Source organism: Pseudacidobacterium ailaaui (assembly GCF_000688455.1).
GTDB lineage: Bacteria > Acidobacteriota > Terriglobia > Terriglobales > Acidobacteriaceae > Pseudacidobacterium > Pseudacidobacterium ailaaui.
On sequence record NZ_JIAL01000001.1, the window covers coordinates 2,330,227 to 2,357,109 of the forward strand.

At 60.5% G+C, this 26,883-nt stretch carries 21 protein-coding genes, 1 tRNA gene and 1 riboswitch; of the genes, 16 read left to right on the forward strand and 6 right to left on the reverse strand.

Features of this window, described 5'->3' with window-relative positions; genetic code table 11:
• The first annotated feature begins 35 nt into the window (after positions 1-35).
• The 7 genes from N655_RS18365 to N655_RS0110425 all read left to right on the forward strand — a co-directional run bounded on the left by N655_RS18365 (position 36) and on the right by N655_RS0110425 (position 9,245).
• On the forward strand, positions 36-1,451 hold the full coding sequence (locus N655_RS18365; protein ID WP_044934440.1) for a dicarboxylate/amino acid:cation symporter: 1,416 nt from the start codon (positions 36-38) through the stop codon (positions 1,449-1,451).
• A 138-nt stretch (positions 1,452-1,589) separates the two neighbouring features.
• Entirely contained in the window at positions 1,590-3,488 is a 1,899-nt protein-coding gene (gene dxs / locus N655_RS0110400; RefSeq protein WP_026442944.1) for a 1-deoxy-D-xylulose-5-phosphate synthase, read from the forward strand.
• A 322-nt stretch (positions 3,489-3,810) separates the two neighbouring features.
• A complete protein-coding gene (locus tag N655_RS0110405) occupies positions 3,811-4,299 on the forward strand; it encodes a DUF2127 domain-containing protein (protein ID WP_238324675.1) in 489 nt (162 codons plus the stop codon).
• 313 nt (positions 4,300-4,612) lie between these two features.
• Positions 4,613-5,053, forward strand: a complete 441-nt coding sequence (locus N655_RS0110410; protein WP_026442946.1) for a division/cell wall cluster transcriptional repressor MraZ — start codon at positions 4,613-4,615, stop codon at positions 5,051-5,053.
• A gap of 17 nt (positions 5,054-5,070) precedes the next feature.
• On the forward strand, positions 5,071-6,015 hold the full coding sequence (gene rsmH / locus N655_RS18370; protein ID WP_044934443.1) for a 16S rRNA (cytosine(1402)-N(4))-methyltransferase RsmH: 945 nt from the start codon (positions 5,071-5,073) through the stop codon (positions 6,013-6,015).
• Positions 6,016-6,242: 227 nt separating this feature from the next.
• Entirely contained in the window at positions 6,243-6,755 is a 513-nt protein-coding gene (locus N655_RS0110420) for a cell division protein FtsL (protein WP_026442947.1), read from the forward strand.
• Positions 6,756-6,872: 117 nt separating this feature from the next.
• Positions 6,873-9,245 (forward strand): penicillin-binding protein, encoded by a 2,373-nt coding sequence (locus N655_RS0110425; protein WP_238324676.1) that lies wholly within the window; start codon positions 6,873-6,875, stop codon positions 9,243-9,245.
• Here the strand turns inward: N655_RS0110425 and N655_RS20100 are convergent.
• Positions 9,162-9,497, reverse strand: coding sequence for a superinfection immunity protein (locus N655_RS20100; RefSeq protein WP_202900334.1), 336 nt, complete (start codon positions 9,495-9,497; stop codon positions 9,162-9,164). The genes N655_RS0110425 and N655_RS20100 overlap by 84 nt on opposite strands.
• Here N655_RS20100 and N655_RS0110435 point away from each other — a divergent pair.
• Together N655_RS0110435 and N655_RS0110440 are read left to right on the forward strand one after the other, a co-directional pair.
• Positions 9,496-11,193, forward strand: a complete 1,698-nt coding sequence (locus N655_RS0110435) for a UDP-N-acetylmuramoyl-L-alanyl-D-glutamate--2,6-diaminopimelate ligase (protein WP_349509481.1) — start codon at positions 9,496-9,498, stop codon at positions 11,191-11,193. The two genes, N655_RS20100 and N655_RS0110435, sit on opposite strands and share 2 nt — an antisense overlap.
• Positions 11,190-12,578 carry a UDP-N-acetylmuramoyl-tripeptide--D-alanyl-D-alanine ligase gene (locus N655_RS0110440; RefSeq protein WP_026442950.1) on the forward strand — a complete coding sequence of 463 codons (1,389 nt, stop codon included), beginning with the start codon at positions 11,190-11,192 and terminating at the stop codon, positions 12,576-12,578. Before N655_RS0110435 ends, N655_RS0110440 begins: the two co-directional genes overlap by 4 nt.
• Before the next feature lie 57 nt (positions 12,579-12,635).
• On the opposite strand, the gene N655_RS0110445 is transcribed toward N655_RS0110440, so the two are convergent.
• Complete coding sequence (locus N655_RS0110445; RefSeq protein ID WP_044934445.1) at positions 12,636-14,798, reverse strand: alpha-ketoacid dehydrogenase subunit alpha/beta; 2,163 nt, start codon at positions 14,796-14,798, stop codon at positions 12,636-12,638.
• Between the two features lie 447 nt (positions 14,799-15,245).
• Between N655_RS0110445 and N655_RS0110455 the strand changes: the two genes are divergently transcribed.
• Positions 15,246-17,510, forward strand: a complete 2,265-nt coding sequence (locus N655_RS0110455) for a sodium-translocating pyrophosphatase (protein ID WP_081823672.1) — start codon at positions 15,246-15,248, stop codon at positions 17,508-17,510.
• Positions 17,511-17,622: 112 nt separating this feature from the next.
• Complete coding sequence (locus tag N655_RS0110460; protein ID WP_155987566.1) at positions 17,623-18,807, forward strand: PP2C family protein-serine/threonine phosphatase; 1,185 nt, start codon at positions 17,623-17,625, stop codon at positions 18,805-18,807.
• Positions 18,808-18,814: 7 nt separating this feature from the next.
• Here the strand turns inward: N655_RS0110460 and N655_RS0110465 are convergent, their stop codons facing one another.
• Positions 18,815-19,372 (reverse strand): HdeD family acid-resistance protein, encoded by a 558-nt coding sequence (locus tag N655_RS0110465; protein ID WP_026442955.1) that lies wholly within the window; start codon positions 19,370-19,372, stop codon positions 18,815-18,817.
• A gap of 73 nt (positions 19,373-19,445) precedes the next feature.
• Positions 19,446-19,841, reverse strand: coding sequence for a hypothetical protein (locus N655_RS18380; RefSeq protein ID WP_155987567.1), 396 nt, complete (start codon positions 19,839-19,841; stop codon positions 19,446-19,448).
• Positions 19,842-19,874: 33 nt separating this feature from the next.
• Here N655_RS18380 and N655_RS18385 point away from each other — a divergent pair, with 33 nt between their 5' ends.
• On the forward strand, positions 19,875-20,876 hold the full coding sequence (locus tag N655_RS18385; RefSeq protein WP_049961374.1) for a mechanosensitive ion channel family protein: 1,002 nt from the start codon (positions 19,875-19,877) through the stop codon (positions 20,874-20,876).
• 32 nt (positions 20,877-20,908) lie between these two features.
• Here the strand turns inward: N655_RS18385 and coaD are convergent, their stop codons facing one another.
• On the reverse strand, positions 20,909-21,400 hold the full coding sequence (gene coaD, locus N655_RS0110480) for a pantetheine-phosphate adenylyltransferase (RefSeq protein ID WP_026442957.1): 492 nt from the start codon (positions 21,398-21,400) through the stop codon (positions 20,909-20,911).
• 87 nt (positions 21,401-21,487) lie between these two features.
• Here coaD and N655_RS0110485 point away from each other — a divergent pair.
• A tRNA-Arg gene (locus N655_RS0110485) sits at positions 21,488-21,564 on the forward strand.
• Positions 21,565-21,573: 9 nt separating this feature from the next.
• Here the strand turns inward: N655_RS0110485 and N655_RS0110490 are convergent.
• Positions 21,574-22,269 (reverse strand): tetratricopeptide repeat protein, encoded by a 696-nt coding sequence (locus tag N655_RS0110490; RefSeq protein ID WP_026442958.1) that lies wholly within the window; start codon positions 22,267-22,269, stop codon positions 21,574-21,576.
• Between the two features lie 150 nt (positions 22,270-22,419).
• Positions 22,420-22,590, forward strand: a riboswitch (cobalamin riboswitch).
• 24 nt (positions 22,591-22,614) lie between these two features.
• Between N655_RS0110490 and N655_RS20915 the strand changes: the two genes are divergently transcribed.
• From N655_RS20915 to N655_RS0110500, 3 genes are all read left to right on the forward strand, one after another.
• Positions 22,615-23,820 (forward strand): TonB-dependent receptor plug domain-containing protein, encoded by a 1,206-nt coding sequence (locus N655_RS20915; protein WP_238324677.1) that lies wholly within the window; start codon positions 22,615-22,617, stop codon positions 23,818-23,820.
• Positions 23,817-25,079 (forward strand): TonB-dependent receptor domain-containing protein, encoded by a 1,263-nt coding sequence (locus N655_RS20920; RefSeq protein ID WP_049961376.1) that lies wholly within the window; start codon positions 23,817-23,819, stop codon positions 25,077-25,079. Before N655_RS20915 ends, N655_RS20920 begins: the two co-directional genes overlap by 4 nt.
• 83 nt (positions 25,080-25,162) lie before the next feature.
• Positions 25,163-26,809: an NAD+ synthase gene (locus N655_RS0110500; protein ID WP_026442959.1), complete on the forward strand. Its 1,647-nt coding sequence runs from the start codon at positions 25,163-25,165 to the stop codon at positions 26,807-26,809.
• Positions 26,810-26,883 lie beyond the last annotated feature (74 nt).

The following is a 26,883-nucleotide window of genomic DNA, read 5'->3' on the forward strand; positions in this document are numbered from 1 at the left end:
TTTTTTCTGATACTGTGGTAGGTCTTCTGCATTCCATGAAAGAGAAAAGAGCCATAAAAACGGCGGCGGGTGGAATTTTGTGCGCCGGTCTGTATCTGGCGGGGCTGGCCCTGCATGGATGGCAGCCCTCGGTGCTCCTTCGCCTGCTGGCGCTGCTGGCTTTTTCTGCCATCGCTTTTCGCCGCAGGAGATTGACGGTGTGGATCGTCTGGGGAATGCTGGCGGGTCTGGAGCTGGGCACAGATGCTCCGCAGGCCGCCCTGCAGGCGAAGGTCTTCAGCGATATTTTTTTGCGGTTGATTCAGGTCATCGTTGCTCCGTTGATTCTGGGCACGCTGATTACCGGCATTGCAGGCCATGGGGAAATACGCAGTGTGGGACGGATGGGGCTGAAGTCGCTGGTTTATTTTGAAGTGTTGACGACGGTGGCGCTGGTCCTCGGGCTGCTGGCAATCAACCTATCGAAGGCCGGCGAAGGGCTTTCGTCGCTGCCGATGCCGCGGCAGATGGAGGGCCAGGTCCGCGTGGAGGTGCGTGCGGGGTTTTCGCAGACGGAGCCAGCGGCGCTTTCCTGGCAGCAATTTCTGCTGCGCGCCTTTCCTGAGAACATCGCCAAATCCATTGCCGAGGACCAGATCCTTCAGGTGGCGGTCTTTGCCCTGATGTTTGGGCTGGCGCTGGGACGTCTGAAAGAAGAGCAGCGCACTCCGCTGTTGCGGGTGGCTGAGTCGCTGACGCAGACGATGTTTGCTTTTACCAACCTGGTCATGTACTACGCGCCGATTGGTGTGGGGGCGGCGCTGGCCTACACAGTGGCCCACGCGGGGCTGGGGGTGATGGCGAACCTGGTGAAGCTGGTGGCCACACTGTACCTTGCGCTGGCTGCGTTTGTGTTGCTGGCGATGCTGCCTGCGGCCTTGCTGGCGCGCGTTCCTCTGCGGGAGTTTCTTGCCGCGGTGGCAGAGCCGGCGACCATTGCCTTTGCCACCAGCACCTCAGAGGCGGCGCTGCCCAGCGCGATGGAGGCGATGGAGGCCTTTGGAGTGCCTCGGCGGATGGTGGCCTTCGTGATTCCCACCGGCTACAGCTTCAATCTGGCCGGGTCAGCGCTGTATCTGGCAATCGCTGCGGTCTTTGTGGCGCAGGCCGGAGGCATGCATCTGGACTGGAAGCAACAGCTCTTTATGCTTGGAGTGCTGATGCTGATGAGCAAAGGGGTGGCCGGGGTACCGCGTGCCGTGCTGGTGGTGCTGCTGGCGACCTCCTCGGTCTTCCATCTTCCGCAGGAGCCGATCTTTCTGATCCTGGGAATTGACGCCATCATGGACATGGGACGGACGGCGGTCAATGTGGCGGGCAACTGTCTGGCGTCGGCGGTGGTGGCCAGGTGGGAAGGAGAGTTTCGCGCAGAAAGTGCGGAGGGCGAAGGACTTGCGGTCCAACCCGGCTGATGCTGCCCATTTCTTGATATACTTGGCATTCAGAGGATTTACCTTTTCCGTTTCGATGAAGGCCCGATGCAGCGGGTCTTTTTTGATAGGCAGAGGTGGCGCCTGAGACGAAGTTGGGACGGGCGTCCGGATCACTGAATGGGACATTTACTCGACACTATCCACTCGCCAGCCGACCTGAAAAAACTCTCTGTGGCCGAACTGGAACCACTGGCACAGGAAATTCGTGAGCGGCTCATCCGTACACTCTCCAAAACCGGCGGGCATCTGGGGCCGAACCTGGGTGTTGTAGAGCTGACGCTTGCGATGCACTACGTCTTTGAAACTCCGAAGGACAAATTTGTCTTTGATGTGAGCCATCAGGCCTATGTGCACAAGCTGCTGACGGGGCGCCGCGAGCAGTTTGAGACCATCCGGCAGCCAGGCGGCCTGAATGGATTTATGCTGCGTACGGAAAGCGAACACGACTGCTATGGTGCAGGCCATGCGGGCACAGCGCTTTCCGCGGCCCTGGGCATGGCGGTGGCGCGCGACCTGGCCGGAGGCAAAGAGCACGTTGTTGCGCTGGCCGGAGATGCGGCGTTCACCAATGGCATTTCCTTTGAGGCGCTGAACAACATTGCCGACCAGACAAAGCGCCTGATTGTTGTACTGAATGACAACGAGTGGTCCATTGACCGCAATGTGGGCGCAATCGCGCGCTATCTGCACAAGATTGTGACCAATGAGCGGCTGAACCATCTGCACGAGGGCGCTGCTCGTCTGCTGGAACGGCTGGGGGGCAAGACGGGCAAGACCGCCGTCAACGTGGTGCGCCGGGCCGAGGAAGCCGCCAAGGGGCTGCTGTGGCCTTCGGTGATCTTTGAAGAGTTCGGGCTCACGTATTACGGGCCGCTCGACGGGCACAACATCGGACTGCTGGTGGAGACCTTCCAGTTCCTGAAGACGCAGGAGCGTCCGGTGCTGCTGCACGCCATTACCCAGAAAGGGCGGGGCTTCCAGCCTGCTTTGGACAAGCAGAAGAAATTCCATGGACTGGGCCCGTATGATCCGGAGACAGGCGAGACAAAATCTGCCGGGCAGCCGACCTATTCAGAGGTCTTTGCCAACACTTTGGTCAAGCTGGCCAACGAGAACGACAAGCTGATTGCCATTACCGCGGCCATGCCCAACGGTACGGCGCTGGACCTGTTCCGGCCACACCATCCGAAGAAGTATTTTGACGTGGGCATTGCGGAAGAACATGCCGTCATCTTTGCGGCGGGAATGGCCACGCAGGGATACAGGCCCTTCTGCGCAATCTATTCGACCTTTTTGCAGAGGGCGTTTGATCCGATTGTGCATGACGTCTGTCTCCAGAACTTGCCGGTTGTGTTCTGCATGGACCGCGGCGGACTGAGCGGGGATGATGGGCCGACGCACCACGGGCTGTTTGACATCAGCTATCTGCGCGGCATTCCGAACATCGTCCATATGGTGCCTAAGGACGAGGACGAGCTGGCGGACATGCTCTACACCGCCATGCTGCACGATGGGCCGTCGGCGGTGCGGTATCCGCGCGGGACTGGGCCGGGCACGCCGGTAAAAGAGCATCCGGTGGCGATTCCGATCGGGACGGCCGAGGTGATCCAGGACGGCGAGGACGTTGCTCTCTTTGGCCTCGGCGCGCTGCTGCCGATGGCAAGGGAACTGGCGGCAAGGCTTGAAGAGCAGGGCCATTCGGCGGCGGTCATCAATCCGCGATTTGTAAAACCGTTGGACCGCGAGGTCCTGGCGCGCTATGCGCGACGCGTAGGCGTGATTGTGACCTTTGAAGACCATGTGCTGATGGGCGGCTTCGGCAGTGCTGTGATGGAGGCGCTTAACGAGATGCAGCTTTCTGCTCCGGTGGTGCGGATTGGCTGGCCAGACCGCTTTATTGAGCACGGCAAGGTGGAGCAACTCCGCGCGAAGTACGGCATCAGTGTGGAGGCTGCGCTGGAGAAGCTGGGGCCCTATCTGAAGCGCCTTTCCCGGGCAGGTGTGGGAGTGCGGTAAGGCGCACCTGGCTCGTTGCCCTTGTCCCCTCTCCCATACGCTCTCTTTGGATGAAAAGCTGGTGAAGGAAGTCCGCAAGATATCGGCAGAGAGGGACACTGTCCTGACTTGACGCCGCCTCCTGAAACATGGCCTCGGCGCCATCGACCTGGCGGGCGGGTGGGAGCCGATCCAGGCAGCATCTTTACCGCAGGGCGGATGTGGGCATGGGTCGGGGTGTTCAGGGTTGGATTTTCTGCTACTGATCCGCTGCGACAGGACAACAAAACGTATCATGGTGATCAGGGAGTGGTGATTGACAGGGCAGCATTCAGGTGCGCGGTTGAACCGCGGTATTGTTCTCATCGGTTTTTTCAAGCTGCTCAAAGGCGTTCTGTTTGTGCTGCTGGGCATTGGCGCTTTCCGGCTGATTCATCGCGATGTTCTGGACGTGGTGACCGGATGGCTCATCAATATGCACTTTGATCCAGAGAGCCGGCTGGTGAACCTGGTCCTGGACAAGGCCGCGCTGATCGATGCGCACCGGATGAAGCAGATCAGCATTGCCATCTTCTGCTACGCGGGGCTGGATTTTATCGAGGGTACGGGACTGGTCCTGGAAAAGAGCTGGGCCGAGTATCTGACGCTGGTTTTGACCGCTTCTTTTCTTCCCTGGGAATTCTTTGAGATTCTGCGGCACCCCACATGGCTCAAAGCCGTTCTGACACTGGTCAACCTGCTGGTCGTGGTCTATCTCCTCTTTTACGTGCAGTGGAGCCTGCGCCAGAAGAGGAAGAAGGCGACGCAGGAGGCGCAAGAGGGAGAAGGTTAGGCGAAACTGTCTTATCGTGAGTCAGAAAATCTGACAAGTAGGGAAAAGGGCGGTCGAACCAACTAAGTAAACACAATATATTGTGTTCCGACATCTCAAACACCCAGAGTAATTGGATTTTGCTCTCTCCGTGTCGTTCTTCGCGGGAGCAGGCTGGAAAAATCTGAATCTCCACAACAAAACAGGCTTTGAGTGCAGCATCTACTGGGTTACGATGTGAGTGGACCAAAGTGGTAAAAAATGGTCTGACGGGCACGAAATTTGGTCAGAATGATTCTGATTTTGATGCCTGCCGCCGATGAAGGCTTTAAGCATGTTTCGGGGTAACCATCCAGCCCGGGTTGATGAAAAAGGGAGGCTCAAGCTTCCGGCCGAATTCAAGCGCCGGATTGAAGAGGGCTACGGGAGCCAGTTTTACATCACCAGCAAGGACGGGAAGGTGGCCGAGATCTACCCCCTTCAGGAATGGGAAAAGATCGAGCAGAAGATCGCGGCGATTCCCAGCTTTAATCCTGCGAAGAAAAAGCTGCTGGACCGTGTGAACTATTACGGCCAGATGGCAGAGATGGACCAGCAGGGACGCGTATTGATTCCCCAGATTCTGCGTCAGACGGCGAAGGTGGAAGGCGACGTGGTGGTGTTCGGAATGCAGACCTATCTTGAGGTGACCAACCGCGAGGCATTCGAGCAGAAACTGGCGAGCGAGCCTTTGACCGAAGAGGACGCGCAGACGTTGGCAAGTTTTGGTTTGTAACCCCCAAGGGGGAGCACATGACGCAAAGTGAACGGCATGTGCCGGTTCTTTTAAAAGAAGCGATCCGATCCCTGAATGTGCGGCCGGGCGGTACCTATTGCGATGCAACGCTGGGGCTGGCCGGGCACGCAACGGCCATTGCGCGGCAGATTGGGCCGCGCGGCACGCTGATTGCGTTTGACCGCGACCCGGAGGCGATGGCGCTGGCACGCGGACGGCTGGATGCGCTCCGCGAGACGCTGGGGCCGGCGATGCCGAAGGTGGTGCTGCACGAAGCTGCTTTTTCTGAGATGGCGCATCGGCTTCCAGCCGGGAGTCTGGATGGGCTGCTGGCGGACTTCGGCGTGAGCTCGATGCAGCTGGACGAGGCGCACAGGGGATTCAGTTTTCGGGCGGAAGGACCTCTGGACATGCGGATGGACCCGCGCAGAGGGTTGACCGCCGAACAGGTGGTAAACCAGGCCAGCGAAAAAGAGCTTGCTGACCTGATTTACGAATTCGGAGAGGAAAGGAGGTCGCGGAGAATCGCCAGAGCCATTGTCAGGGCGCGGCCGGTGACGACGACGGCACAGCTTGCCAGCGTCGTAGCGGCCGCGGCCCCGGCGATGAAATCCGAGCGGATCCATCCGGCGACGCGGACCTTTCAGGCCCTCCGGATTTACGTCAATGCCGAGCTCAAGGAGATACAAGCCCTGCTTGAGGCGGCGCCGCAGCTGTTGCGAGCGGGAGGAAGACTGGTGGCGATCAGTTTTCACTCCCTGGAAGACCGGCTGGTAAAAGATGCGCTACGCGAAGGCGCCCGGCAGGGAATTTACGAAATACTGACGCGAAGGCCGGTTGTGGCAGAAGCGGAGGAGATGGATCGCAATCCGCGGGCGCGCAGCGCGAAGCTGCGGGCGGCGGAGAAGAAAGCAGTGTTTCGCGGCGAGCTGCCAAGGGTTGAGGCCCAAAGTGGGCAGTGAGCGGCGAAAAACGAAGAGCAGAACAGGATCGGGCCGGGGTCGTCCCACCGTAGTACAAGGCGAAAGTAAAGTAAGACGACTTCAGTTGTGTCCCTCCTCAGAAACAGCGGCCCTGGCCCGGTCGCTGGGGGGAGAAAAAGCGAAGCAGAAGAGGCAGGACCGTGCGTGCTGCCCACGCTTTGCTGGAGGACGATCAAGGGTTTTGTAGTTGGATTTGGAGAAGAACAATGGCGACACAGGTCATCGCAACACAGGCAGTCATCACAGGCGGGCGCAGGGGCATGGAGGCCGTGGCCGCCGAGCGGAACCTGTCCCTGATGGCGCAGCAGCAGCGGGCGCGCCGGGGGCCGACGCCGGAGGTCTTCTTTGTCAAGCGGTTTGACAATTCGCGGCTGGTGAAGGCCGCCGATCCGCAGCGCGTCAAGGAAATGCGCAGTTTTGCCTGCGCCATGGCGGCGCTGCTTCTGCTGGTCATGGTCTATGGCTGGCAGCATTTTTCCAGCATCGAATACGGTTATCGTGTTGAGGCGGAAAAGCAGCAGATGCAGCAGCTGGAGGAGCAGAACCGGCAGCTCCGCCTGACCGAGGCGCAGCTGGCTTCCCCTGAGCGGATTGACCGCATTGCACGGCAATATGGCTTGCAGGCTCCGGCCCCGGGACAGGTGGTGCGTCCGGATGCGAGCGTCGACCCGAATGCGCCGGTGATGGCGAAGATGACGCCGGTGGCGCCGGTACGCTAAGTTTGAGAGGGGACCTCCCCGGCGGCAGAGGCGGCAGGGGAAAGGTCCTGGTGCGGCCCCGGGCCGCGCCGTTGTCATTCTAAAGAGCCTTACAAGGCCCACGGTGAGGCCGGCGCATTGAAGCATTTCTCCTTTCAGTCCGGGAAAAAACCAGCAGTTTCAGCTTCCACGTCATTAGAGCCAGGGGTCATTACGCCGATCCGCAAGCTGCGTCTGGTGTATGCGCTGGCGATTTTTGTTGTGTGGGCGGGGTTAATCGGGCTACGGCTGGTGTGGCTGCAGGTCATCCGTCACCATGAATACGTGGAGCGTGCGGCGCGGCAGCAGCAGCGGACCTTTGAAGTGGCCCCGCGGCGGGGCGTGCTGTACGACCGCAATCTGCATGAGCTGGCGATGACGGTGCTGGCTGACTCGATCTACGCGGTGCCGTCGGAGATGGGCGACGCCAAGGCGGCGACGGCCGCGGCGCTGGCCAAAGTCGTCCATACAGATCCCTCCGATTCCTTTACCTCCGAACAGCAGATCCTGGCGCGGCTGAATACATCGAGGAATTTTGCCTGGGTGGCGCGCAAGCAGGACCCGGCCACCATTGCCAAAGTCAAGGCGCTGAACCTGAAGGGTGTGTATTTCCAGAAGGAATTCAAGCGGTTTTATCCGGACAACGAACTTGCGGCTCAGGTGCTGGGCTATGTGGGGCTGGACGACAATGGTCTGGGCGGACTGGAGCAGAATTTTGATGATGAACTGCACGGTACCCCGGGGCGTATGCTGACTGCCATTGACGCCCGCCGCCATGTGCTGGGCAGTGAGGAACGCGAGCCGCTGCCGGGCGACAACATTGTGCTGACGCTGGATGCCAACATCCAGTTCATGGCCGAGCAGGCGCTGGACCGCAATATGGAGCGGACCCACGCGGAGAATGGAACGATTGTTGTGCAGGACCCGCACACGGGGCAGATCCTGGCACTGGCCATCCGGCCAACGTTTAATCCGAATGATTTTCGCCATGCCACGACGGACCTGCTCAAGAACCATGCGGTGAGTGATGTCTATGAGCCGGGTTCGACCTTCAAGCCGGTGACCTATTCTGCGGCGCTGGAAGAGAAGCTGATTACGCCGGACACGATCCTGGACTGCGGTGGAGGCCAGATCAACATTGCAGGCCACACGATCCACGATGCTCCGGGGGAGCATTACGGGCAGGTCCCGGCATGGAAGGCGCTGGCGGTTTCAAGCAATGTATGTGCAATCCGTGTGGGACAGCGTCTGGGTGCGGAGCGGCTGTACAAATATATCCGGGCCTTTGGTTTTGGCGAGCGCAGCGGCATTGAGCTTCCTGCCGAGACGCGGGGGCTGCTGGAGCCGGTGAAGCGCTGGGGGCCGGCTTCCATGGGGGCGATCCCGATGGGGCAGGGGATCGCGGTGACGCCGATCCAGATTGTCAGCATGGTGTCCACGATTGCGAATGGAGGGGTCTATCTGCCACCGCACATTCTGTTAAAGAGCACGGAGCTGATGAAAGGAGACCCCCGGTTGCAGCCTGTGGCCTTTCATCCGGGAAGCAGTCTGCCAGACCCGTTACCGGAAGGTGCGCACCGCGTGATTTCCGAGATGACGGCGGCCGAGATGCGCAAGATGATGCAGGACGTGGTGCTGATGGGCACAGCACATGCAGCCGTCCATCTGAACGGATACAGCGCGGCGGGAAAAACGGGAACGGCGCAGAAGATTGATCCACGGACGCACACGTACTCCAAAACAAAGTTTGTGGCATCGTTTGTCGGCTTTGCACCGGTCAATAATCCTGCGATTGCGATTGCGATTGTGATGGATTCGCCGGACCACAGTATGCACTTTGGAGCGCAGGCCAGTGCGCCTGTTTTCCAGGACCTGGCGCAGCAGGTGCTGGAGTATCTGGGGGTGCCGCATGACCAGGAGATGACGTCTCCGGCGCTGATGGCAAAGACCCAGACGCCAGCGGTGGAGGAGGACGACCATCCGGAGGAAGGGGACGCGGAGCTGGACGCCCTTTTTGCCGCTGTGAATGACCTTCCTGCCGACGACCCGCTGCGAGCACCCCAGGCGGGGCAGGCAGTTGCTGCATCGGCAGCGAAGGACGCTGGTCTGGCGGCCGGAGCCACGATGGCGCCGCAGCCTGCCGCCATGGCAAGGGTAGAAGATGGGAGCGCTTTGACGGAGAAGCGGGCCTCTTCGGCGACCGCGGCAGCAGTCCGGGGCACGGAGACGATGCCGGCCCTGAAGATGGCACCCATCCAGGGGACACAGCAGGGTGCGGTGGTGGTCCAGGCCGGAAAGCGGGTGCAGGTGCCGTCCTTTACGGGGCAGTCTGTCAGGAGCGTGATCGAACACGCAGGAGAGGTTGGTCTGGGAGTGCAGGTGCTGGGTTCAGGGATTGCGCGCGAGCAGGTCCCCGCTGCCGGAACGACGGTGCCCGAGGGTACGGAAGTCGTAGTCCGGTTTACACGGTAAAAGCAGGCGCTCGATTTCCAGTTCATCGTTGACTTCGCTCCGGGGCGGTGGATCGAAGGGACGGAGGGCCCAGAGGAGGGCCGCGACCCAGCCTGCGATGGTCCAGCCAAGAAGAAGATTGAGCAGCAGGATGTGGCCGCGTCTGGGGTGGGCACGGAAGATGGCCGTCCAGGCCGGGACGAGGTAGAGTCCGATCAGCGCAAAGAGGGCCAGGTAGGACAATACGAAGAGAAGGGCTTCATGCAGGTCCATGGTTTTCCCGTTTTGGAACGCTGCCTTCCACATCGGTACGCCAGGAGAGAAGATTCACGGCTGTGCCAGAACAGAACAAAGCGGAGGGAAGTTTGTGGGTGGAGAGGCGGTCCTGATGGAGCGGACCGGGGGCGTGATTGGCTGCGGGCGAAGGAGTGGAGGGCGAGGCCCTAGAATCGAATCAGCTTTTATGCAAATGGATGAAGTATTGCGCGGGGCCGGGACGGTGCGGCGGGCTGGTCCCGCAGTGGAAGTGACAGGTGTGGAGTATGACTCGCGGCGGACCGGGCCGGGGTCCTTGTTCGTAGCCATGCGGGGCGGAACGACGGACGGTAACCGCTACGTGGATGCGGCCGTGGAGCGAGGAGCGAGCGCGGTGGTGACCGACAGTGCGGCATCGTTCGAGGCGGTGGCGAGGAAGTATCCGCGGCTTGCGCTGGCGGAGGTGGAGCATGGGAGGCGCGCCCTGGCAGTGCTGGCGGGGAACTTCTTCGGACATCCGGAGAGGAAGCTGGCTGTGAGCGGTGTGACCGGCACCAACGGGAAGACGACGACGGCCTTTCTGCTGGACGCGATGCTGAACAGCGCAGGGCGCAGCACGGTCCTGGCGGGGACGATTGAGTATCGTGTGGCTGGAAAGGTGGTGGAATCTCCACATACGACGCCGGAGTCCAGAGACCTGCTGGCTTTGTTTGCCGATGGGGTGAGGGCAGGGGCGGGCGAGGCGGTGATCGAGGTCTCATCGCATGCACTGGAGCAGGGCAGGGTATGGTCACTGCCATTTGATGTGGCAATGTTTACCAACCTGACGCGGGACCATCTGGATTATCACGGCACGATGGAGAACTATTTTTCCGCCAAGGCCATGCTGTTTGACGGCAGGAACGGGGCGGTGCCGCGTGTGGCGGTCATCAATGTGGAGGACGCCTATGGCGCCGAGCTGGCGCTGCGGGCCAGAGAGGCGGGAGCAGAGATTTTCTCCTATGGCCTGGAGGTGGGTGAGTTCCGGGCAGAGCATGTGCGCATGGGGGCGGGAGGCATGAGCTTTCAGCTGGCAACGCCTGCGGGGACGGAGCTGGTGGAGAGCCGGCTGACGGGCCGTGTGAATGTCTATAACCTGCTGGCGGCAGCAGCGGCGGCCTATGCGCGAGGGCTGACGCTCGGGCAGATTGTGCAAGGGGCGGCATCGCTGGCCTGCGTTCCGGGCCGGTTCCAGACGGTGGGGTCGGGACAACCTTTTACGGTCGTGGTGGACTATGCGCACACGGACGATGCGCTGCGGAACCTGATTGCGCTGGCCCGGGAGTTTGTAAAGCCGGGCGGCGGGCGGGTGATTACGCTGTTTGGCTGCGGTGGGGACCGCGACCGGACCAAGCGTCCGATGATGGGGCGGGCAGCGGGCGAGGGGAGCGACTTTGTCGTGCTGACTTCAGACAATCCGCGCAGCGAAGATCCGGAAGCGATCCTGCGCGATGTTTTGCCGGGCCTGGAACAGACAGGAGTCAGGTTTGTGGTGGAAGTGGACCGCGAGAAGGCCATTCAGCGGGCCGTGGAGGCAGCGCAGCCGGGAGACATTGTTCTGCTGGCGGGCAAGGGACATGAAAAGACGCAGACCCTGCGGGACCGCGTCATTCCATTCGATGACGCGAAAGTTGCGGCGCAGGCGCTGTCCCGGCTGAGAGGAGAGAAGGCATGAAGCTGGACCTGGAACAGGTGGCGCGATGGACGGGAGGGACACTGCACGGACATGGCGCGGAGCTGGCGAAGCGGCAGGCCAGGGGCTATTCGATTGATTCCCGTACGCTGCAGCAGGGAGACCTGTTTTTTGCCGTTCGCGGAGAGCGGTTTGATGCGCACGATTTTGTTTTGATGGCGCTGGAGCGTGGGGCCTGTGCCGCGGTGGTGGCAAAAAATAAAGTGCTGGAACTGCCGGAGGCGGCGCGGCAGCAGGGTCTGGTGATTGTAGAAGACCCATTGACCGCCCTGCAGACCCTGGCAGCGGCCGTGCGGCGGCACTGGGGCAGACGCGTGGTGGGAGTGACGGGCAGTGCAGGCAAGACGACGACCAAAGAGGCGATTGCCGCGGTGCTGGGAATGAAGTATGTCGTGCTGAAATCGCAGGGCAATCTGAACAACGGATACGGACTGCCGCTCCAGTTGCTGCGTCTGGAAACCGAGCATGAAATTGCGGTGATCGAGATGGGCATGTCCCATTCCGGAGAGATCACGGCTCTGGCGCGCATCGCGGCCCCCAACTGGGGAGTGGTCACCAATGTGGGCAATGCCCATGCTGAGAATTTCTCGGACGGGACCGCCGGCGTGGCCCGTGCGAAATATGAGCTGATTGCCAGCCTGCCCGCAGAAGGGGTGGCATTTCTGAACTGTGATGATGCGTATGTTTCGCAGTTCGGGCGCGATTTCCGGGGCAAGACGGTGTACTTTGGCAGAGGTCCGTGTGCGGACCCGCGCGCCGAATCGGTGGAGGAGATGGGAACGGAGGGCCTGCGCATCCGGGTGCGCGCCGGGCAGCAGGAGGTGGAAGCAAGGCTGCAACTGCTGGGACAGCACAATGCGGCCAATGCAATGGCGGCCATCGCGGTCGGGCTGGAGGCCGGTGTACCACTGGCGGACTGCACGGCCGCTCTGGCCATGCTCCGGCCGGGGGACAAGCGCGGGGAGGCGATCCGGGTGCGGGGCGCGACGCTCATCAATGATTGCTATAACTCGAACCCGGAAGCGCTGAAGGCCATGGTCGGTGCGCTGATGGCGGTACCCGGGCAGAGGCACATTCTGATTGCGGGCGAGATGCTGGAGCTGGGGCAGGAGAGCGCGGCGCTGCATGAAAGCTGCGGCGAAGCAGCGGCAGCGGCGGGTGTGGACCTGGTGGTGGGAGTGCGGGGACAGGCCGCCCTGATTGCAGAAGGGGCAAAGAAGGCCGGGGCGGAGGCCATCTTTGTTGAATCGCCGGAGCTGGCCGGGGCCTGGCTCAACCGCAACCTGCGTGATGGAGATGCGGTACTGCTGAAGGCGTCCAGAGGGGTACGCCTGGAGAAGGCGCTGGAATCCTTGAGGCCGGAATAGGCCCTGCAGGCAGTATCCGGGGAGGGACGCGCCGCAGGGCAGCGGGCTGAAGATGCTTCAGAAACGCACCAACTCGGTAATAGCCTGATAGATCCGCTCCGGCTGGGGCAGGATCACATCTTCAAGCAGGGGCTGATACGCGACGAAGGTGTCCATGGCTGCGACCCGCTTGACGGGAGCATCGAGGTCTTCAAAAAGCTCGTCGGCGATGCGGGCGGCAATTTCAGCGCCGTAGCCCCAGCTCAGCATGTCCTCGTGGGCAACGATGACGCGGCTGGTTTTCTTCACGGATGTGGCAATGGCCTCCCAGTCATAGGGGCTGAGAGTGCGCAGATCGAGGACCTCCGTCTCGATTCCATGTTCGCGCTGGGCCTTCTGTGCGGCCTGCAGGGCGCGCGGCACAACCGCACCGTAGGTCACAAGGGTGAGATGTGTGCCTTCGCGCACGATTTTTGCCTTGCCGAAGGGAACCATATAGTCCGGGCCGGGGTAGGGCGCGCGGCCGAAGGTTTCCCGGTAAAGGCGCTTGTGCTCCAGGAAGAGCACCGGGTCATCGCAGCGGATGGCGGTGCGCAGCAGGCCATTGGCGTCCAGAGCGTTCGAAGGAAAGACGACGCGAATGCCGGGCGTATGGGTGAAGATGCTCTCTCCGCACTGGGAGTGATAAATGGCGCCACCGGTCAGGTATCCACCAATGGCGACGCGGACCACGGCCGGGGCGGAGAAGGTGTTGTTGGAGCGCCAGCGCAGGACACTGAGTTCGTTGCGCATCTGGTGGGTGGCGGGCCAGATGTAGTCAAAAAACTGGATTTCCACCACAGGTTTTAGGCCGCGTACGGCCTGGCCCAGGGCGCGTCCGACGATATTGGCTTCGGCCAGCGGGGAATTGAAGACGCGGTCGCTGCCAAATTCAGACTGAAGGCCGGCCGTGAGCTTGAAGACCCCGCCCTTGCCCTTGACCAGTCCGTCCTTGAGGTATTCTTCCCGGCTGCAGTCGGCCACGTCTTCTCCAAAGATGACGATGCGTGGATCGCGGCGCATTTCATCGCGGAGGCAGGCATTGATGAGGTCGGCCATGGTGCGTTCCTGCGATTCGGCAGTCTGCGCCGGCCGGGTTTGCAGCTCGGGACGAGTGGGATCGTAGTTTTCCGAGTAGACGTAAAGGGGAATGGAAGATGGCCCAGGGAAGGGCGCGCGCAAGGCGCGTTCGGCGGCGAGGCGCACCTCTTCGTCCACCTGCTTTTCGAGCCGATTGATGGCTTCCGCGTCGAGGATGCCTTCGCGCAGAAGATACATCTGCAATTTGTGGATGGGGTCACGCAGCGCATCGGCGTCTAACTCGCTTTTGGGGCGGTAGAGGCGGTCGTCATCAGAAAGAGAGTGGGAGTAGGGGCGGATGACGTGTCCGTGCACAAAGGCCGGGCCGGCCCCGGAGCGGCAGTGGGCCACGGCCTTTTCAAAGGCGAGGTAGCTTTCGACCGGGTCAGTGCCATCGACCTCGGCGAAGTAAAAATTCGGGAAATTTGCTACCAGCTTTGAGATGTTTCCGCCGGGCGTATTGACTTCAACCGGGACAGAGATGGCATAGCCGTTGTCTTCGACGACAAAGAGAACGGGCAGCTTTTGGTTGGAGGCGGTATTGAGCGCCTCCCAGAATTCGCCCTGACTGGTGGAGCCTTCTCCGAGCGAGGTATAGACGACTTCATCGCCATGGAAGGAGACATCTTTCCAGGCGCGATAGTCGTCTTGGTGCTTTTCGGCGGCCTCGGGATGGCGAGAGAAGTAGCGGCCGGCCTCGGCACAGCCGACGGCATGGAGGACCTGGGTTGCCGTGGCAGAGGATTGCGAGACGATGTTGAGCTTTTTGCTGCCCCAGTGCGAGGGCATCTGGCGTCCGCCGCTGGAAGGATCGGCGGCCGCACCGACGGCCTGAAGGAGCATGTCTTCCACGCTGACGCCGAGGGTGAGGCAGAGGGCGCGGTCACGGTAATACGGAAAGAACCAGTCGTAACCGGGACGGAGGGCCATTCCAGCGGCCACCAGGAGGGCCTCATGGCCAGCACCTGAGATCTGGAAAAAGATCTTCTGCTGCCGCTTGAGCATGATTTCGCGGTCGTCGGTGCGCCGCGAAAGATACATCAGGCGGTACATCTCGATGAGGCGCTCAGGGGCCAGGGCCGAAGGCACCCGTTCTATTGTGGACACTGCCGTTTTGGCCATTCGTTCAACCTCTTGCCGTCACTACTGGCCGCCTGGATTCTGCCAGGCGACAGGTGATTGTACAACTTTGCCGCGCGGCTGTCTTTTTGTCAGGGACCGCCTGCCTGGATGTGACCTTCCTTGCGGCGCAGGGAAGGAACTTCCTTCTCTATTGTAAAAGTGGGAAAGGGTGGACCGGGCGGGGTGGTTTTTGCATCCCAGAGATTTTGCCTCCGCTGTTTTCTGGCGGCGAAACGCATGGCAGGAAAAGGCGCTGAGCGAGGGCGGAGGGCTGACGACAATTGACTATCGTTTTCTCCGCGTGTTTGAATGCAGAGTTTTGTGGGCATGTTTCCGGATGTTTTCCCAAGGGCTGGCCTGCGTTGACGGAATTCGTCATTTCTCAGGAGCAACAGGGTTGACCACGGACCCCAAAAGCTGGTTGCTTATTTTTCTGGAGGACATGGAATGCCGTTTTCCTTAGCTGTGGCTGCATCTTTTTTGCAGACCAATGCCGTTTCTTCTTCAAACCCGGAGAGTGTTTATTTGTGGGCGGCACTGGCGGCCGGGGTGGTGGGGCTGCTGGCCGCGCTTGCCTTTGCACGCTCGGTCCTGGGCTCAGACTCCGGCTCGCCGGAGATGCAGCGTATTTCAAATGCGATCCGTCAGGGGGCAGAGGCCTTTATGCGGAGGCAGTACGGCACGATTGCGATCATTGCGGTTGTCCTCGCCATCATTCTTTTTCTTGGATATCGCCTGTCGCCGTTGACTGCTCCTTACGCAAACAAGGTCGTCATCAGCTTTCTGATCGGGGCCGCATGCTCGGCGATTGCCGGACAGACGGGGATGTGGGTCTCCATCCGCTCTAATATCCGCACGGCGGCGGCGGCGCGGACCAGCTTCAGCCGGGCATTGCAGATAGCCCTGCGCGGCGGCGCGGTGACGGGGCTGATTGTTGTGGCGCTCTCGCTGCTGGGCATCGGGGTGCTCTTTGTGCTGTTCGGGGGGCTGCGGAACCCGCAGCAGGCCCCTTACCAGCTTGTGGGTTTTGGGTTTGGGGCGTCGCTGGTGGCGCTGTTCGCGCAGCTGGGCGGAGGCATCTATACCAAAGCGGCGGACGTGGGCGCGGACCTGGTGGGAAAGGTCGAGGCCGGTATTCCGGAAGATGATCCGCGAAATCCGGCGGTGATTGCTGATCTGGTGGGGGACAATGTGGGCGACTGCGCCGGACGCGGCGCGGACATCTTCGAGTCCACTGCGGCGGAGAACGTGGGCGCGATGATTCTGGGCGCGGCGCTCTATCCGGTCTTCGGGATGAAAGGCATCCTCTTTCCCCTGATTGTGCAGGCCATCAACCTGGTGGCGAGCATTGCCGGCGTGGCTGTGGTGCGCAGCAAGGAAGACGAAGATCCGATGCACGCGCTGAACCGCGGCTATTACGTCACAACGCTGCTGGCGCTGGCAGGCTTTGCCGGGGCCGTCTACTTTATGCTGCAAGGACGGTGGTGGCTGCTGGGCTGCGGGGTCTGCGGCATCATCACGTCATTCCTGTTTGTGCGCATTACCGAATACTACACGGAGACGCGCTTCCGCCCGGTGCGGTCGATTGCGCTGGCTTCGACGACCGGCCCGGCGACGAACATCATCAGCGGGCTGGCTGTAGGCATGGAGACACCGGCGGTCCCGGTAATCGTCATCAGCGCGGCACTGCTGCTGAGCTACTATTTCGGCACGCTGGGACTAGCAGATGTGACGGCCATTTCCTCCTATGCCAAAGGCATCTACGGAACGGCCATTGCAACCATGGGGATGCTGTCCTCGGCGGCCTACATTCTGGCCATGGACACCTTCGGCCCGATTACCGACAATGCGGGCGGCATTGTGGAGATGAGCAACCAGCCGGACTCTGTCCGCGAAAAGACGGACAAGCTGGATGCGGCGGGAAATACGACCAAGGCGCTGACCAAGGGCTATGCTATCGGCTCAGCGTCACTGGCGGCGTTTCTGCTGTTCTCGGCCTATCTTGAGAGCGTGCATGACATTGTGAGCCAGCGAGCCGCAGCAGGAGGCGATGCACTGCCTTCGACATGGAGCTTCTCGAATGTGAACCTGGCATCCGTGCCCGTGTTTGTGGGCGCACTGCTGGGGGCGATGCTGGTCTATCTGTTCTCGTCACTGGCCATCAAGGCGGTGGGACGTGCGGCGCAGGCCGTGATCCAGGACGTGCATGAGCAGTTCCGGGAAAACCCGGGCATCATGGAAGGCACCTCGCAGCCGGACTATGGGCGGTGTGTAGGGATTGTGACCAAGTCTGCGCTGAAAGAGATGGTGCTGCCGGGGGCGCTCGCGGTGCTGATGCCGCTGGCGGTGGGGGTGATTTTCCGCCATTTCAGCACAAGCTTCCGTCTGAATGAGGCCATGAGCGCGCCGATGGTCAATGGGCATGTGATCAATCTCGGCGGCGCCGAGGCGGTGGCTGCGCTGCTGATGGTGGGTACCATCTCCGGCATTCTGATGGCCATGCTGATGAACAACGGCGGTGGGGCCTGGGACAATGCCAAAAAGTACATTGAAACCGGACAGTATGGCGGCAAGCGCTCCGAAGCGCACAAGGCCGCGGTGGTAGGCGACACGGTCGGGGACCCATTCAAAGACACTGCCGGGCCTTCGCTGCATGTGCTCATCAAGCTGCTGGCCACGGTGACGCTGGTGCTGGCCCCGCTTTTTGTCTGAACCTGAGGGTAAGAGCCACCCGTATCCGTGGCCGGTGCGGGTGGCTTTTTTCTGGCGCAGAATTCCGGGAAATCTTTCTTTTTTTCATCGGGGGTCTGCTATTGTTCTGGCAATGAGCGAAGGCAAGCAAGTTTTCTGGTATCGGCGCGAACCCGAGGAGCTCCGCTACTACCGGACGGTGCCCTTCAGCCGCTTGTGGCCGTTGTTTGGTGCGGTTTTCTGCCTGTTTGCGGTGATCGGCGCTTTCAACGACCTGATGGAGCTGGGGCGCCTGCCCAATCTGATCCTTGCTGCGAACATGGCCGCCGGCGGGGCCATTGCGATCACATATCTCTACGTTTCAGTCCGTCTGCGCAAATATTTTTATGTCATCATTTCGCTTTTGCAGATCCCATTCTGGATTGTGTTCAGCAAGAGCGCAACGATTGCCATCCGAAGATTCGGGCTGGCTGAGAACACACCGGAGCGGGGCATCCGGATCGCCGCTTTCGCGGTCTTTTTTCTCATCATCGCATCGTATGTCCTCTTCATCGTGTTTCTGCGGGGAGAAGGGCGTGAGTCGGTCCGCATCCGCAATGAGCTGCAGCTGGCGCACGGGATCCAGAAGACGCTGGTCCCGCCGGTTTATCTGCACGAAGGACGGTTCGAGCTGTATGGGCGCTCCATACCGAGCGACAAGGTCGGCGGAGACCTGGTGGATGCGATTTCTTTGCGCGGCGGCGGAACGGTGGCTTATCTGGCCGATATTGCCGGCCATGGCCTCCAGGCGGGCATTCTGATGGGGATGCTGAAGACGGCCGCGCGCACGGTCCTGCTGGATGCAAAAGGCGAGGACGCGGTGGAAGTGCTTCCGTCGTTGATGCGGCGGCTGAACTGTGTGCTGCCCAGCGTGAAGGAACCCCAGATGTATGCCACATTTGCCGGATTTTTTCTGGGAGAAGACGGCAGTATGCGATATGCGCTGGCAGGGCACCCACCGGTACTGCTTTTCCGCGGAGGGGCCGGTTTCGAGCGGATCCAATACGAGCAGTTTCCGCTGGGGCTGCTTTCGGTGGAGGGCTTTTCTTCTGCATCGGCTGTGATGCAATCCGGAGACCTGCTGGTCGCGGTCACCGATGGCATTCTGGAGGCCACCAACAAGGCGGGAGAAGAGCTGGGCACAGAACGACTCCAGCAGATCATTGCTGCACACGCGGCAGAACCGCTTCCGCTGCTGGCCGATTCCATTCTGGATGCCGTGGGGGTCTTTGGAAAACAGACGGATGACCGGACGCTGCTGCTTGTCCGGAAACATTAGACCGGCATCAGGCCGCCGTATTGAGTGCGGCGCGGATGGCAGAGAGCGCCATGAGTCGTGTGATGCCGCTTATCAGCAGGTTGACGCCCACAATGGTTGCGATGGCCCAGGCTGAGCTGGAGGGCCAGTGGGCAAGAATCAGAAAAGCCAGGACCAGGGTAACGATGCCATCGACGAGAAGCCAGGCGGCGCCTCCGGTGCTGCGTATCTGAAAGAACCCGATGATGTAGAAAATGCCTTCCAGTAGAAAGATGAAGCCCAGCACCAGAGTAAAGGAGACCAGCCCAAGGACAGGGTGCATAAAGAGCCAGATGCCCCCGATGATGTAAACGATGCCGACCAGCGTGCGCCAGAGATAGCCTCCGAAACCACCGGCGACCGGAGCGGTGGTCAGGTGAATGACGCCGGAAACCAGGACCAGAACGGAAAGAGCAATGGCCGTGCTGATGCCCGCCACCACGGGCAGGGCCAGCGAGATGATGCCGCACAGAATGAGAATCGCGGCCCAGACCATACCGAGGGTAGTGCCATGCTTTAAGGCGGTGGTGAGGGGATCGGCTGACATGCTGCTTTTTCCTCCTGTGAGCGAAGGTGGCCCATCACTGCTACAGTCAGGTTTGGATGCTGTGCAGGTGGAATCAGCTTCCTTTCATTTTTTCCTTGACTGATTTGGCCAGCTTTTCGATCTCTTCAGCTTTTTTGATGACAGAAAGCGAAAGCTGGTCCTGATTGGTTTTATCAACCTCGGCCTTGAGCTGCTGGGCGAGCTGAAGCAGTTTGTTTGTATCGTTTACGATGTCCTGCTGGCGCTGCTGGTTGCGTTTCTTTGCCTGTTCCAGCATGATCCGACGGGCCAAAGGGTCGGGGCCGGAGTCGTCACCAGCCATGCCGGGCTGGCCGGGCGATGTGGGGCGCGAGGCGGGGGCAGGAATCTGGGGAAGCTGCTGTTGCTGCTGTGCAGGCGAGGCCACCGGGCCGCCGGCGAGAAGGACCAGCGAAAGCAGCAGCGCCTGCCAACGGAAATTGGCATCCAAGTACTGCATCCGGTCATTATAGGAATGTTGCCTATGCTTTTAACAGATGCAAATTCCCTGTTCTCTTTTGCCATCCAGAACGGCGGGCACCTGGCAAAGCTGAACACAGAGTTAATTGACGACCTGATGGACTTTGCCTACAAGGCATTGCCGAAGATCGTGGTCACCATCATTGCGGCCTGGATCTTTGTGCGTATGCTGAAGGCCTTTACGCGGCACATTGTGCGGATTACGGAACGCCATGCGGCCAGCGCTTCCCGGATTGGGCAGGTGAAGACCCTGGCCTCGGTGATGCATGCCAGCGGGATTGGCTTTATTGTCTTTGTCGCTGCGCTGGAGGTGCTGCCGCTGTTTGGCTTTAAGCTGGAGCCGCTGCTGGCCAGCGCGGGAATTGCCGGCGTTGCCATCGGCCTGGCGGCGCAGACCATCGTCAAGGACTGTTTGAACGGCATTCTGATTCTGGTAGAAGACCAGTACAACGTGGGAGACAAGGTCCGCGTGGCCGGGGTGACGGGGATTGTGGAGTCGCTTTCCCTGCGCAAAACCATGGTACGGGACGGAGACGGTACGCTTTACTTCATCCCGAACTCGCAGATTACGACGGTGGCGAACCTGACCCGGGACTACTCGGTAGCGACGATCAACGTATCTGTGGACTTTTCCGCCGACCCGGACAAGGTGATGAAACTGTTGATGGAAGTGGCGATGAGCGTGCGCAATGATCCGGAATACAGGGACGTCTTTCTGGCCGACCCCACGCTTCTGGGTGTGGACACGATCAAGGGCTCGCAGGTGATCTATCCGGTGCAGTTGAAGACCAAGGCAGACAAGCACTGGGGGGCCATGCGTGAGACCCAGCGCCGCATCCGCATTGCTCTGGAAAAGAACGGGCTGTTACCGGGAGACCCGCTGCGTGTTTACGGGAGCGGGGTGGCCGGGCAGCTCCAGCACAGGCCTGAGGCTGCGGTTGCGGTGGCCGACCCCACGACGGCAAAGGCGAATGAGGTGAATCCGTTTACCGGGGAAGGAATGTAGGTCTGTCGAGAAGGAGCGGGGCTGCGCCGATGTCAGTGGCCGTTGGGGACGCGGGCCTTGAGCCGTTCGATGACGAATTGAGGGACCAGTCCCTCGATGGACCCGCCGAGGGTAAAGACCTCCTTGACTAGGCGGGAGCTGACGAAGGAGTACTTGCCATCGGGCATGAGAAAGACCGTTTCAAGGTCGGGGGCGAGACGGCGGTTCATGAGGGCCATCTGTAGCTCGTATTCGTAATCGCTGATGGCGCGAATGCCGCGCATGACGGCCTGAGCATGTTGTTCGCGGACGAAGTCTACCAGCAGACCGTCGAAGGTCGCAACGGAGACATTTTGAAAGCCGGAAAGCGCCTGCGAGAGCATCTCGACGCGCTCTTCGACAGAAAACAGGGGATTTTTTCCGGAGTTGCGAAGGATCGCGACGACCAGATGGTCAAAGATTTTGGTCCCTCGCGCAATCAGGTCGAGGTGGCCGTTGGTCACTGGATCAAAGCTGCCCGGATAGATGGCCTTTACAGTATTCACGCCAAAGGCATTGTATCGCGTGAAGAGGACCAGGAGCAGGGCCCAGCGGAAGAGGAGCGGCCGAAGCAGGTTAAAATAAGTTGCAGTGGCCCCGTAGCTCAGGTGGATAGAGCAGCAGTTTCCTAAACTGCGTGTCGGAAGTTCGAATCTTCCCGGGGTCACCAGCTCTACAGTTAAGGCGCAGGCGTCTTGAGAGCATGAGGACTGATGGCCAGCGCTTTCTTCTCTGTCTGCTGTGCGGCGATCCCATTTCCCGTAAGTTTCTGCGCCACTGCCAGCGATACGAGCGCCCTGGGATTGGCCAGCGGCATCTGCGATACCCGCGCGGCCACTTCCTCAAGCTCAAGTTTTGCCGCGACATCCGAGGGATTGCTTTGCACGGTGTGCGCCAGTTGCTGCATTTGTGTGACGGCGTCGATTTTGCTCTTGAGAGCCAGGGCCGCGGGCTGGCGGGGATCCATCTGTAACGCCCGGGCGAGGTTCTGCTGTGCAGGCCCTTCCTGGCCGAGGGCATACTGGGCGCTGGCCACAGCCGTCAGGGTTGCCGCATTGCCAGGCCGAGAGGCCAGCTGGGCGGTGATCTGCGCGAGGCGGCTGCGTGCGGCCTGGTCGGCAGGGTTGGCGGCGACCTGCTGGAGCTGGTTGTTCAGTGTGACGGTCAGATGGTTGTACTGGATGGACTGGACGCTGGGCCATCCAATCATGGCGAGCGAGAGGATGAAGAGCGGGACCAGAATGGCGGAAATCTTACCGCGCACGAGTCCGGCAACCAGTCCGATCAGCAGGACCAGGAACAGAAGAATGCCGCCAACGAGCAGCACAACCTCAAACGGATACAAACCTTGGGTGAAGGCGGCGAAGCTGGTCATGCATGGATGGTGCGCGAGACCAAGAGTGCGTTACGCGCACAAAGCGGTGGTTTTTGACATTGCTTTCCGTGTCACGAATAATCATAGTTTCCGGCACAGGAAGGAACGGAAGCAGACAGGGACGGACGTCCGTGTCTTTGCTGTCTCTGTGACGGAAGAAACGCATGAGGTGTTCGGGAAGGCGGTGAGAATCCGCCACTGCCCCGCAACTGTAAGCGCGTAGCGCAAGCTGGCGCCATGCCTTCAGCCACTGGTTTGGCCGGGAAGGCGGCATGGCAGGACGCGCAGAGTCAGGAGACCGGCCTCAGGCGCACAAAACCCAGTTCCGAGGGGAACGGAGGAAAGATGCGAGAACTTCTGCGGCGCCGCCGCTTTGTTTTTCTATGGATTTGTATTTTGCTTGCCGTATCTCCCATACGCGCCGTGGTGGTGCATGGGCGTGTGACAGACCCGTTGGGCGCCGGGATTGCCAATGCCGACGTTGCCCTGGTCTATAACGGCAAGGTCATTGTAGCGGGCAAGACCGAAAGCGACGGCAGCTATTCTCTTTCCACATCATCGAGCGGCAGGTTTTATGTGCTGGCCAGCGGGAGCTCGTTTCGTCAGCTTGCCACGCAGAGCTTTTACGGTGGTGCTCTGGATGTAGTGGATCAGGAGATTGTGCTTGAGCCGGAGTGGGTGCGCCAGTCTGTGGTGGTCACGGCCACGGGAACACCGCTGCCGCAGGCGCAGGTGAGTGCATCGGTCACCGGGCTGAGCAAGACCGAATTTCTGAATCGGGCAGACATGGTGGATGTGCTGCGCCAGGTGGCCGGGATCAACGTTGTGCAGCAGGGGCAGCGCGGCGGGCTGACAAGCATCTTTATCCGAGGCGGAAATTCGGACGCCAACAAGGTGTTGCTGGACGGCGCCCCGATGGAAGACATTGGCGGACGCTTTGATTTTTCCACGCTCTCATCAACGGGAGTGGAGAAGGCGGAGGCATACCGTGGACCGAACAGCGTGCTGTATGGTTCCGACGCTGCAGCCGGTGTGGTTGCATTTACAACGCCGCGCGGCTCAACGCCATTCCCCTCGCTGATGTATGAGGGAGATGCGGGGAACTTCGGGACCTACCGCAATGAGGTCCAGCTGGGCGGCACGCACGGCGCGCTGGATTACTATGGCGGATTCAGCGACCTGCAGACGAAAAATGCGATTCCGCAGGACGAGTATCACAATCTTGTGGAGACGGCGAACCTGGGATGGGCCTGGTCTTCAGCCACGACGGTGCGCGGGACATTCCGCAACGCGGACATTGCGACGGGGCTGCCGGGGGCCTATGAGTTTTATCGGATTGCCAATGATGGAAAGCAATCGGACCAGGACATTTATGCGACGGGGAGCATCGACCATACATTTTCTGACCGTCTGCATGGGCTGGTGCGATATGGCCTGGCGCGCAAGCGGGAAGAGGACACGCAATGGTCTCCGACCGGGATCTATGAGCCGGACATGGGGGTGTATCTGGGGCTGCCGGTGACCATCCGGGGGCCAACGGATATACGGTGAGTGGACAGGCAATTCTGAATTATGCCGGCACGTATCCGGTGACTTCAGAGCTGGTGTCCAACCGGGACAATCTGTATGCACAGGCGGACTATCAGTTTACGCCGCACCTTCTGGCGGTGGCAGGGTTCCGCTTTGAAGATGAGCGCGGCAAAGACTATTACCCCGGGTATGTGAATGACACTCTGGAGCGGGCCAACTATGACTTCATGCTCCAGATTGCCGGCGACTTTCGCAACCGGTTGTTTTATTCGCTGGGTGGAGGCATTGAGAAAAACCAGCTTTACGGAACGGAAGGCACGCCGCGGGTGGGAGTGTCTTACTATCTGGTGCGTCCGGGAGCGGGCAGTTTTCACGGGACCAAGCTGAACTTTAATTTTGCCAAGGGCGTAAAAGAGCCGACACTGACCGACCAGTTTGACTCACTGTATCAGGTGCTGAACACTTACGGCGGAGCGGGTGCGGCAGCGCAGTTTGGCATCCGCCCGATTGGCGCGGAGCGGTCGCGCAGTTATGACGGTGGAGTGGAGCAAAGTCTGTTCAGCGAGCGGGTGCTGGTGCGCGCAACTTACTTCCATAATGAATTTGGCGACCAGATTGAGAGCGTGCCGGCAACCGCGCTGTATGAGCTTCTGCCGCAACTGCCGCCCAATGAGGTAGAGCAGATCATCGCTGTGCTCAATACGGCGTTTGTGTCGCCCACGCTCAACTCGCAGGCCTTCCGGGCCCAGGGGTTTGAGACCGAGGTGCAGTACGGCATCGGCAAGGACCTCTTCCTGCGCGGCGGGTACACCTATCTGGACGCGGTGGTACAGCGTTCGTTCAGCTCGGATGCACTCCAGCCCACCTACAACACCGCATCCTCGTTTGCGGATCTTCCCATTGGCGTGTATTCGCCGCTGCGGGGAGCGCGGCCCTTCCGGCGGCCGCCGCATACGGGTTTTGTGTCGGCCACGTATACGGGCAAGCACTTTACGCTGATCGGGGACGGGGCCTTTGCCAGCCGGAGCGATGATTCGACATTTCTGGGTTACAGCGACGCCTCCTTCGGCAATTCTTTGCTGCTGCCAAACCGCAATCTCGATTCCGGATACGCAAAGCTCGACTTTGGCGGCGTTTATCAGGTGACACACTGGGTGGGAGTGTATGCCCAACTGGACAACATCCTGAGCAGCCAGCACATCGGGCCGATCGGCTATCCATCGCTGCCGTTGAACTTCCGCACCGGACTGAGGTTTGCGCTGGGCAAGGCAAAGAAATAAAGGGCCGGGGCCTGGGCTGTGCCCGCTGCCTGCAGGCCGGCGCAGCAGAGGCCCTGCGTCCTGCGCGTTGGTACACTAAACCTGTGAAGGTAGCGCTAGCCCAGATCAATCCCACCATCGGTGACTTCACCGGAAACATCGTCAAAATCCTTGATTTTACGCGGCAGGCCGCTGCGGGCGGGGCGCACCTGGTGCTCTTTCCGGAGCTGGCGGTCTGCGGTTATCCGCCGGCGGATTTTCTGGACAAGCCTTCCTTTGTGGCGAGGTCAGAGGAGGCGGTGCGGGAGATTGCCGAGGCCACAGCCGATCTGGAGATTGCCAGCATCGTCGGTTATGTGACGCATGCGCCTGCCGGGACAGGCAAGAAGGTGATGAACTCTGCCGCGCTGCTGCAGAGAGGAGAAATCGCCTTTGTGCAGTCGAAGATGCTGCTGCCGTTTTATGACGTCTTTGACGACCAGCGTTATTTTGCTGCGGCGGAGAAGCAGCATCTGGTGCACTTTTGCGGAAAGCGCGTCGCCCTGACCATCTGCGAAGATGCATGGAACGATAAGAACTTCTGGCACAAGCGGCTTCATGCGGTGGACCCGGTGGAGGAACTGATGCGCGAAGGCGGCAATCTGATCCTGAACATCTCGGCCTCCCCCTACTGGCGCGGAAAGCGCAGGACGCGGCGAGAGATGCTGGCCGCGATCGCCCGGCACCACTGTGCTCCGGTGGTGATGGTGAACCAGGTGGGCGGGATGGACAGCCTGATCTTTGACGGATCGAGCCTGGTGCTCTCGCGCGACGGCGAGGTAGTCGCGCAGGGCAAGTCGTTTGAAGAAGATTTGGTCTTCGCCGATCTTGAGACTGGCAAGGGCGATGTTCATGACCAGACCGAAGACATCGACGAGGCGGTTTACAGCGCTCTGGTGCTGGGCACGCGGGATTATGTGCGCAAGTGCGGCTTTTCCAAAGCGATTGTTGCACTGAGCGGCGGGATTGATTCTGCGCTGGTGGCGACGATTGCCGCCGATGCCCTGGGACCGGAAAATGTGCTGGGAGTGGGGATGCCCAGCCCGTATTCATCCCAGGGGTCGATTGATGACAGCTACCGGCTGGCGGAGAACCTGGGCATCCGGTTTGAAATCATTCGCATTGACGACCTCTTTGCAGGCTACAACAAGGCGCTCGCGCCCTTGTTTGCGGGGACGAAGCCGGACATTACCGAGGAAAATCTCCAGTCGCGCATTCGCGGGACATTGCTGATGGCGCTCTCGAACAAATTCAACTCCCTGGTGCTGACGACAGGAAACAAGTCGGAGATGGCGACCGGTTATTGCACGCTGTATGGCGACATGGTGGGCGCACTGGCCGTGATTGGCGACCTGATGAAGACGCGGGTCTATGACCTGTGCCGTTTCCTTAACCGGGCCGGGGAACGGATCCCGCAGGCGATCCTGGACAAGCCTCCTTCAGCCGAGCTGCGGCCGGGCCAAAAGGACACCGATTCGCTGCCTCCCTATGAGGTGCTGGACCCGATCCTGGAAGCCTATGTGGAGAACTACGAGACACCGGAAGAGATCGCTGCCAAGCAGAGGGTCGACATCGAACTGGTGCGGCGTGTCGTCAAACTGGTGGAGCGGAGCGAGTACAAACGGCAGCAGGCGGCCCCGGTGTTAAAAGTCACAAAGAAGGCCTTCGGGCCGGGGCGGCGTTTTCCGATTGCGGTGAAAGTGCAGGTTTAGAGACAGACCCTCCGCAGCTGCGAAGGCCGCAGGGGGTGTTGAGCGCAACCATGAGCCATGGGAGATGCGGCAGC

Bases quoted from the DNA above. Each gene is read 5' to 3' on its own strand.
- N655_RS0110490 (WP_026442958.1), bottom strand. From the start codon at position 22,269: ATGACCAGCTTCGCCGCCTTCACCCAAGGTTTGTATCCGTTTGAGGTT.
- N655_RS20100 (WP_202900334.1), bottom strand. From the start codon at position 9,497: ATGGACCTGCATGAAGCCCTTCTCTTCGTATTGTCCTACCTGGCCCTC.
- N655_RS0110440 (WP_026442950.1), top strand. From the start codon at position 11,190: ATGAAGCTGGACCTGGAACAGGTGGCGCGATGGACGGGAGGGACACTG.
- dxs (WP_026442944.1), top strand. From the start codon at position 1,590: ATGGGACATTTACTCGACACTATCCACTCGCCAGCCGACCTGAAAAAA.
- N655_RS0110465 (WP_026442955.1), bottom strand. From the start codon at position 19,372: ATGTCAGCCGATCCCCTCACCACCGCCTTAAAGCATGGCACTACCCTC.
- N655_RS0110435 (WP_349509481.1), top strand. From the start codon at position 9,496: ATGGTTTTCCCGTTTTGGAACGCTGCCTTCCACATCGGTACGCCAGGA.
- N655_RS0110455 (WP_081823672.1), top strand. From the start codon at position 15,246: ATGCCGTTTTCCTTAGCTGTGGCTGCATCTTTTTTGCAGACCAATGCC.
- N655_RS18365 (WP_044934440.1), top strand. From the start codon at position 36: ATGAAAGAGAAAAGAGCCATAAAAACGGCGGCGGGTGGAATTTTGTGC.
- N655_RS0110420 (WP_026442947.1), top strand. From the start codon at position 6,243: ATGGCGACACAGGTCATCGCAACACAGGCAGTCATCACAGGCGGGCGC.
- N655_RS18385 (WP_049961374.1), top strand. From the start codon at position 19,875: ATGCTTTTAACAGATGCAAATTCCCTGTTCTCTTTTGCCATCCAGAAC.
- N655_RS0110445 (WP_044934445.1), bottom strand. From the start codon at position 14,798: ATGGCCAAAACGGCAGTGTCCACAATAGAACGGGTGCCTTCGGCCCTG.
- rsmH (WP_044934443.1), top strand. From the start codon at position 5,071: ATGACGCAAAGTGAACGGCATGTGCCGGTTCTTTTAAAAGAAGCGATC.
- N655_RS0110460 (WP_155987566.1), top strand. From the start codon at position 17,623: ATGAGCGAAGGCAAGCAAGTTTTCTGGTATCGGCGCGAACCCGAGGAG.
- N655_RS0110410 (WP_026442946.1), top strand. From the start codon at position 4,613: ATGTTTCGGGGTAACCATCCAGCCCGGGTTGATGAAAAAGGGAGGCTC.
- N655_RS20915 (WP_238324677.1), top strand. From the start codon at position 22,615: ATGCGAGAACTTCTGCGGCGCCGCCGCTTTGTTTTTCTATGGATTTGT.